Origin of the sequence: Selenobaculum gibii, from assembly GCF_030273445.1 — a bacterium.
Classification (GTDB): Bacteria; Bacillota; Negativicutes; order ICN-92133; family ICN-92133; genus Selenobaculum; species Selenobaculum gibii.
This window is the reverse complement of the sequence record NZ_CP120678.1, coordinates 586,501-592,500: the sequence shown is the minus strand read 5'-3', so window position 1 is coordinate 592,500 and position 6,000 is coordinate 586,501. Positions and strand designations below refer to the sequence as shown.

Annotated in this window: 6 protein-coding genes and 4 tRNA genes; 2 read left to right on the top strand and 8 right to left on the bottom strand. The window is 35.5% G+C overall.

Features of this window, described 5'->3' with window-relative positions:
• Positions 1–17: 17 nt before the first annotated feature.
• The 6 genes from P3F81_RS02700 to P3F81_RS02675 all read right to left on the bottom strand — a co-directional run bounded on the left by P3F81_RS02700 (position 18) and on the right by P3F81_RS02675 (position 2,803).
• Positions 18–102: transfer RNA gene (locus tag P3F81_RS02700), tRNA-Tyr, on the bottom strand.
• A gap of 13 nt (positions 103–115) precedes the next feature.
• Positions 116–193 (bottom strand) — tRNA-Arg (locus P3F81_RS02695).
• Positions 194–203: 10 nt separating this feature from the next.
• Positions 204–278: transfer RNA gene (locus P3F81_RS02690), tRNA-Ile, on the bottom strand.
• A 3-nt stretch (positions 279–281) separates the two neighbouring features.
• Positions 282–356: transfer RNA gene (locus P3F81_RS02685), tRNA-Gly, on the bottom strand.
• 67 nt (positions 357–423) lie between these two features.
• Complete coding sequence (locus tag P3F81_RS02680) at positions 424–1,368, bottom strand: DMT family transporter (RefSeq protein WP_147666566.1); 945 nt, start codon at positions 1,366–1,368, stop codon at positions 424–426.
• 61 nt (positions 1,369–1,429) lie between these two features.
• Complete coding sequence (locus tag P3F81_RS02675; RefSeq protein ID WP_309320602.1) at positions 1,430–2,803, bottom strand: amino acid permease; 1,374 nt, start codon at positions 2,801–2,803, stop codon at positions 1,430–1,432.
• A 234-nt stretch (positions 2,804–3,037) separates the two neighbouring features.
• On the opposite strand from P3F81_RS02675, the gene P3F81_RS02670 reads away from it, so the two are divergent.
• Complete coding sequence (locus tag P3F81_RS02670) at positions 3,038–3,688, top strand: YigZ family protein (RefSeq protein ID WP_147666567.1); 651 nt, start codon at positions 3,038–3,040, stop codon at positions 3,686–3,688.
• Between the two features lie 62 nt (positions 3,689–3,750).
• Here the strand turns inward: P3F81_RS02670 and P3F81_RS02665 are convergent, their stop codons facing one another.
• Complete coding sequence (locus P3F81_RS02665) at positions 3,751–4,152, bottom strand: VOC family protein (protein WP_147666569.1); 402 nt, start codon at positions 4,150–4,152, stop codon at positions 3,751–3,753.
• A 158-nt stretch (positions 4,153–4,310) separates the two neighbouring features.
• Between P3F81_RS02665 and P3F81_RS02660 the strand changes: the two genes are divergently transcribed.
• Positions 4,311–4,742: a C-GCAxxG-C-C family (seleno)protein gene (locus P3F81_RS02660; RefSeq protein WP_147666571.1), complete on the top strand. Its 432-nt coding sequence runs from the start codon at positions 4,311–4,313 to the stop codon at positions 4,740–4,742.
• Positions 4,743–4,766: 24 nt separating this feature from the next.
• On the opposite strand, the gene P3F81_RS02655 is transcribed toward P3F81_RS02660, so the two are convergent.
• Entirely contained in the window at positions 4,767–5,978 is a 1,212-nt protein-coding gene (locus P3F81_RS02655; RefSeq protein WP_309320600.1) for an SGNH/GDSL hydrolase family protein, read from the bottom strand.
• Positions 5,979–6,000: the final 22 nt, after the last annotated feature.

Genomic DNA, 6,000 nt, shown 5'->3' with positions numbered 1-6,000 from the left:
TGTCGTACAAAATAAAATGGTGGATGGGGTTGGATTCGAACCAACGAAGGCAGAGCCGGCAGATTTACAGTCTGCTCCCTTTAGCCACTCGGGAACCCATCCGCATATAAAGTTATGGTGACCCTGGCAGGACTCGAACCTGCGACCCTTTGATTCGTAGTCAAATACTCTAATCCAACTGAGCTACAGAGTCATAACAAAAATGGTGGGCCCACCTGGGATCGAACCAGGGACCAATCGGTTATGAGCCGATTGCTCTACCGCTGAGCTATAGGCCCAAGTGGAGCGGAAAACGAGATTCGAACTCGCGACCCTCGCCTTGGCAAGGCGATGCTCTACCACTGAGCTATTTCCGCAATTGCACTAGAAATCCTAGCGACATTGATAAATTTTATCTTATTTTTTTCAATATGTCAATATATTTTATTCTGAAACTTGATTAATTAATTTACTATAGATAATCATACCAATGCAAATCATACTAATTCCGATCCAACTAACCGGCGATGGGAAAATTCCATTTAAAAATAGGACTTCTGTTATCGTTGCAAATATAATTTCTACAGACTGCGTAGCTTCGACCCCAGCTAATTTTGTCATATCGTCTTTTACTAAGTCAGTTGCCCAGAAAAAGAGTACTGTCGCAAGTAGTGATACAACAAAAGCTACAATTAAAACTTGAATCGTCTGACTAATGCTAGGTAACCCAACACTAACAAACCCATACCCCGCCAAAACTATCCACCAAGGCAAGGTCACAATCGTCATTCCCAGAACGCGTTGAAATGCGTCTAACCTTCCTCCGCATACCTCCATCATTTTTCTGTTTCCTAATGGATATGCAATTGCTCCAATTGTAATTAGAATAAAGCTAATCGTCAAATCCTCTAATCCAATAGCTTCAACATTTTCAAATTGAATAACACACACGCCTAAAATAATAAAACTCGATAAAAATAAACTGCGCCACGGAAACTTCTGCCTTACTTTTTTTTCGCCTGTTTTCGTCTTAACAGTTCGATAGAAAAAAGGTGTCATACAAATTCCTGCAACCAAAGTAATCTCCCAATTCACTGCAACAAGCCATGCTGGTGCATGCTTTGCAGCGATTGTCAGTGGAATATAAAAAACAACAAACCCTATAAAACTCCACCAAAACCAGCCTAATGGATTTCGCTTAATTTCACAAAATACAGCGGCTAAGTTCTTTCGCCAATAGACAATGGGAAGTAACATTGGAATCAAAAAAATATATCGTAAGGATGCTGCCCATATCCAGCTCCCGCCCTCCAATGCCATAGAACGATTTAATACATAAGTAAATGAAAATAAAAAAGCACTTATTATACCTAAGATAATTGGTTTCACTAAATCCCCTCACACGTAAAAATAAAAAGAGTGAAAAGTATTCTTCTCACTCTTTTCCGAACTATTTTTGTGTCACAATAAAATGATATCGCCACTTTTTCAACTTATACCAAATCATTGGAACTACCAGCATCGGTATACCTACATATAAAGTGGAACGTAAATCTTCTGTAAATGCAATTACCACTAAGCAAATGACTTGCATCCAAATGCCAAACAAAGTTACATATGGGAAAAATGGAGTTTTATATTTTAAAGTATGTTCTAATCCTTCTGCTATTATCTTTTTACGAAAATTGTATTGACTCCAGCAAATCGATATCCATGCCATCGCTCCCGTAAATCCAGAAACAGCCAATAAATACGTATATGCTGTTTCACTTGCATCAATTGTATAAAGTAAGATAATTAACCAACAACCAATAACAGATGCGAGAATAGAGTTTTGCGGCATACCATTTTTATTTAATGACCCTAACCATTTGGGCGCCATATTTTCTTTTGCTAATGCATGTAAAGCTCTTCCACTGCCATATAAACCAGAATTAGAGCAGGAAATTGCCGCAGTTAATACAACAAAAGCAAATAAATTGCCAGCCCAGCCAAAACCATAAGATCCTAAAGCTGCTGCAAACACACTTTCTTCTAAGGAAGCTTGATTCCATGGAAAGATACTAATCAATAACGAAATTGGTATAATATAGAGCGCAATAATTCTCCATGTAACATTGCGAACTGCAATTGGAATGCTCTTTTCTGGATTTTTACATTCTCCAGCAGCTAATCCGATAATTTCAGACCCTTGAAAGTTAACCAATATAATAACCATCGTTAAAAATACTGCCCAATATCCACTCGGTGCAAAACCACCGTTTCCTAATAAGATATCTGTACCAATAAATCCTTGGTCACCGATAACACCGAAGCAAATTAAACTACTTACACCTACAAACATGACTAATGCTGCTATTTTCACAATAGCAAGCCAAAATTCACTTTCGCCAAACTTTTCGACGTGAAAAAGGTTTATGACCGTCACTATCAAGCCAAAGAGAACAGCCCACCAAACTTGGCTGACTTCTGGAACAAACTTATTCATTATAATTCCAGCCGCTATCATCTCCGAAGGAACATACGCAATCCAATTTAACCAATACGCCCAACCTACTCCACATGCCCAGGTCGGAGATATATGTTCTCTCGCATACAATACAAATGAGCCTGATACAGGTTTTGCAACTGACAGCTCAGCCAAACACAGCATAACACATAAAACAATAATCCCACCTAATAAATACGCTAAAACAGCTGCCGGACCAGCTTGCTCTAAAACATAACCAGTTCCTAAAAAATATCCGCTTCCAATAATTCCACCTAGTGAAATAAGTTGCAAATGCCTGTTTTTCAACCCTCTGTTCATTGACGGTTCTTTCATGACCTTTTTAACACACCCTTTTTCATTTAATTCTCTTTTTGAGTAATCTAAGAATACTACAAATAGTTCTAGATTGCTATAAAAAAATCGAATTTATTTTTTATTTTCTTATTTTTTATTTCATCACTAAAAATACGATCTTTTGGTGTACATCTTATCGGTAATATGATAAAATTTCTATCATTAATATAAAATTTAAATCATTCTATTTTTAGTAAAATCAAGGAGCCTAGAATGAATAACAATTACCTTACTATTCAGCAGTCAACAGTAGCTGAATACGAAATAAACAAATCTAGATTTATTGCTTATTTAGAACGTATAGCAACAGAAAATGAAGCAATTGAATTTATTGAAAAAATAAAAAAGAAGCACTGGGATGCACGCCATAATTGTTCTGCCTATATTATTGGCGAAAAAGCAAATTTTCAAAAGGCCGATGATGATGGTGAGCCAAGTGGAACTGCTGGAAAACCAATGTTAGAAGTTTTGAAAAAAAATGGTCTAACTGATGTAGTAGTTGTTGTTACTCGTTATTTTGGCGGTATAAAATTGGGGGCTGGCGGTCTGATCCGCGCCTATGGAACCTCCGTGACAAATGCAATTTCCGCTGCACAAATTGTTGAAAAAGTATTATTTAGCCGTTTAGCAGTTACAATAGATTACACTTTATTAGGTACTTTAGAAAACAGCTTGCATTTGAGCAAGTATATTATTGAAAGTAAAGAATTTACGGATAAAGTCACATTAAATATTCTCGTTCCTAAAACTACAGTTTCTTCTGTTAAAGAATCAATCATCAATTGGACATCCTCCCATTGCTCTATTACTCAATTAAATGAATTCTTTTATGAGCTTTCAGTTTCTAATGAAGAAAAGAGTTAAAGATTAATAAAAACACGCTACTAATAAAAGCACAGAGGAAAATAATATTTTCCTCTGTGCTTTTAAAATTTAGAATATAAAGCTTTATATTCCTCCGTTTTTTCAATGAGTTTGTAAATATATACGTGTACACCATTAGGGTCATCAATGACAAAGCTTCTTTCACCCCAAGGTTTCTCTTGAATCTCTTGATAAATTAATAAGCCTTCTTTTTGCAATCTCTTATATTCAGCATCTACATCATCTACTTCTAACGATAAAATACAACCTCGTCCATTAAAAAATTCGCCTTCTTCGCGCTCTGGCAACGTAAAACTGATCCCCGCATCACGTTTAGGTGTAACCAATTCAATATACCAATTGCTTTCAAAAGCCAATTCAAAGCCAAAGTGTTTCATATAAAAGTCTTTTGACTCTTGTAATCTTTCTGTGCTAAAAGTCACATCAATACGCTTTATCTTCATATAAGAAACTCCTTCCATTTAAACTAATATTAATTAGTTCTGTTTTATTTTATAAAAACCTGCTACAAATTAAAACTAATCCCTATATAAAGTAGGTAAATACTCTGAGATGTTGAATATATAAAAGATAATTTAAAAAATGGAGTGAAGATATAGTTATGTTAGCTGAGTTAATTGAATCAGGATTTGGAAATAGTGAAGACCTTAATTGTGCTGAAAAAATTCTTTATGGCGCAAATCAAGCTTATCAATTGGGACTAAATAAAGATGCTTTAAAGTTATCAGCCGGATTTGGCGGTGGCATGGGCATAGGAGATACATGTGGTGCTTTAGCAGCAAGTGTTATGGTATTAAGCCTGCTCTTTGTCAAAGAACGTGCCCATGAAAGTTCAAAAATTAAGGAATTAACACAAAAATTATTTTCAAACTATCGCGATGAAATGGGAGATATAAACTGTACTCCACTCAAAGCAAAACATTGCCATCCCGAAAAAAAATGTTATAGCGTAATTTTTAAAGCCGCACAACTTTTAGACAAGATTATTTTAGAACATAAAAATGAAATCATAAAAGAAAAAGTTGCTATATGAAAATTCATATAGCAACTTTTTCTTTTATGATTCAATTCCAATAAAATTATCTTTTAGGTATTCACCAATTTTTTCGCCAATAATTTTTTTACCTTCAACATCTGGATGTAATCCATCACTTGATAATTCAGGACGGAGCCAGCCATTAAAATCAGATAACTCATGTGTAATATCTACATAATGTGTTTGTCTTTTTATCCATTCATTTACAATTCGTTCTTCTCTTAGCCATTCACTCGTCGCCACAATATTAGATACCGTCTTCATCTCATAAGGATTAATTGGCGCTACAGTAACAAATACAGGGGTAATATTATAAAATGAACATTTATATTTGATACGATTTAATCCTTGTATCACCTCAACGCCTTTTGTCCCTGCACGCAAATCATTAATTCCACCCATAATCACAAGTATCTCTGGTTTAAATGCCAAAACATCGTCATTAAACCTAGCAAGCATATCAGAAACAGTATTGCCACTATAACCTAAATTACGAATTTTCAATCCTGAATAATGCTGCCAATCATATAACGGCTCACTTGGAGGTACCGACACAGCACCGCCGCCATGCGTAATACTATCGCCTAAGGATGCAATCTTCCCACCGCTTTCAACGTTAAAAATTACTGGTTCTGACCACTTTCCAAGCGGAATATCCGAGTTATTTTTTGCACGAACACGCCACCAATAACGACCAGCCTGTCTATAGGCCTGCTCATCATAATAATCAAACGCAGATTGCCCTTGTATTTCTTTTGCTACAATTAGCTTATCGGGAGTTGTTAAATTATAATCTTCATCATAATAAACTTGCAAATCATATCCAGATGCTTTCAAGACAGGTATCCATGAATAAACTGGATACATTTTTGCATATGACAGCTCATCAAACTTCGTTGTAGTCAATGGACTAACTGGGTCTAGCTGAGCTTCGCTTATTTTATAAGGCTGAGAAAACTTATTCAAAGGTTTCTTATTAATATCAATTCCTCTTACTGACCAATATAAGTCACCATTCTCTAAATTAAGTAAAGATGCATCAAGCTCATATCCTGGTGTAGAAATCCATTCATTTTTCCAAACAGCTTGACTCGGTTTATTTGTTTTTCCTTTTGTAACGATCAATTCATATCCCGCAGCATCGGGAACGGTATCCCAAACTATCCGAATCTTTTTTACATCATTCATTTCTTTCTTTTTTGCAAAAACATCATTTGATGAAAAAAGACTCATACAAAAGATTCCACTTAAAAAC